The sequence below is a fragment of the Spirillospora sp. NPDC000708 genome (assembly GCF_040299565.1).
In the GTDB taxonomy this organism is placed as follows: domain Bacteria; phylum Actinomycetota; class Actinomycetes; order Streptosporangiales; family Streptosporangiaceae; genus Spirillospora.
Genome location: NZ_JBEPCJ010000227.1, coordinates 1 through 1,689, shown reverse-complemented (window position 1 = coordinate 1,689; position 1,689 = coordinate 1). Strand labels below are relative to the sequence as shown.

The following is a 1,689-nucleotide window of genomic DNA, read 5'->3' as shown; positions in this document are numbered from 1 at the left end:
CTCCGCAAGGACGGATTGGGGTAGGATTATCTTTTTAGACGAGGCGCTAATTCTTTTTTAGTGTGACCTGTTTATCTTGTTTGTTTAAGCGAACAGTTGCTCTGTTCGGTCAGAGTTGCACCCTAACAAGAAAAGACAAACTAGAACAGCCCTAGAACATCATATTTTAGCTTATAAGCGATTTTAGAGTAACTTTGGTATAAAATATCATGGATAAAAGAATAAGCCCTCAAAAGGGCTAATATCAGCTTATTCTTTTCTGTCTTCTCTTACCACGTTATATTTTTGACGATAACGTCGAAAAGTCGTTCGATTAATTCCAGTTTTACGCTCGATTTCTTTTTCTGTTAATCCTTGTTGGTATAAATCAAAGGCATGTTGCAATCCCTCATCTTCAAAAGAATATTTCTTTTTTCGTCCTTTAAATCGTCCCCGTTGTTTGGCAATGGCAATACCTTGGGCTTGCCGTTCTTTAATCCGCTTTCGTTCACTTTCTGCTTGGTATTTGTACAATTCAATCATTAAGTTATTGATTAAACGCCTTAAATTATCGTCTTCAATCCCTGTCATGGATGGCAAGTTTAAGACTTCAAGCGTTGCGCCTTTTTGTTGAATTTGGTTCATCAGTTCGGTTAATTCTTTGTTATTTCGTCCTAAGCGGTCTAATTCTGTCACCACGACAATATCACCCTCATGTAAATAAGTCAGCATGGCTTGTAATTGAGGACGTTCAGTAGATTGTCCGCTTGCCTTATCTGAAAACACCTTAGAAACGTCTTGTAAGGCGTCTAATTGGCGGTCTAGGTTCTGTTCTTTGCTTGAAACACGAGCATAACCTATTTTTGCCATTTTCTACTCCCCCTCTTTATCATTATTGGCTTCTGCCAAATCGTCCAACGTTTTAAGTAAATCAGATAGTTTATCATGTTTCACTTTATAAATCACTTGCTGTTTTTTATCCTTACCAATGGTGATGTAATCGCCATAAATCATGTATCTTCTGACAAATTTTGTTCCACGGTTCAAATCCAGTGTATACGTACTAGCACCGACTAAACCGCCAGTATCTTTGACCTCATTTTTTTTGGATAAATCCAACTCATCAAGATAATCGACAATTGATGAAACCATTTCTTTTTCCTTGATATTCATATCCGTTTCTTGAAATTGATAGTTACTCCCATTTGTAATGGTAAAATGAATACGGTCAATATTCTCTTTCGATAATTTTTGGGAGTTCGTACCACATGCTACAAGTCCAAAAATAGCTAGAAGAACAATACTACTAAATGCGATTATTTTTTTCATTATAGTTTCTCTCTTTCTTTTATGATTGTTTATAGCCCTTTTGCGAGTAATTGGAAAAATTGTGCTAAAAAGTCCACAAACTCTTTTTCGCTCATGATAATTAAAGGCTGTCCGGATTCAATTGCTTGTTCTGCTTCTGTCAGTTTTTGAGAAGGGGAATAGCCTTTGATTAAATCAATGGGGAAATAGCCTGTCACCAGCCGTGTGGTTTTTTTCGTGACACTACTTTGATTATGACCTTCTAGCCCTGAAATAATAGCTTGCGCCTGTTTTCTCGTCATTGTGGTGAGTGTTCCAGTGAACACGAAATATTCATTTTCTAACAATTTTCCACCTCTTTTTTTGAACAAGTCTATTGAACACCTACAATACCTATTATAC

The 1,689-nt window shown here is 36.5% G+C and carries 3 protein-coding genes; all 3 read right to left on the bottom strand.

The genetic code is table 11. The features are described from left to right. Positions 1–249 precede the first annotated feature (249 nt). The gene (locus tag ABT299_RS52585; RefSeq protein WP_289452721.1) at positions 250–849 is read right to left on the bottom strand and encodes a recombinase family protein; all 600 of its coding nucleotides are present in this window, start codon (positions 847–849) and stop codon (positions 250–252) included. A gap of 3 nt (positions 850–852) precedes the next feature. After that, on the bottom strand, positions 853–1,308 hold the full coding sequence (locus tag ABT299_RS52580) for a hypothetical protein (RefSeq protein ID WP_350802174.1): 456 nt from the start codon (positions 1,306–1,308) through the stop codon (positions 853–855). Between the two features lie 29 nt (positions 1,309–1,337). Next, on the bottom strand, positions 1,338–1,689 hold a 352-nt coding region (locus ABT299_RS52575; protein WP_500255465.1), incomplete at its 5' end, for a BRCT domain-containing protein.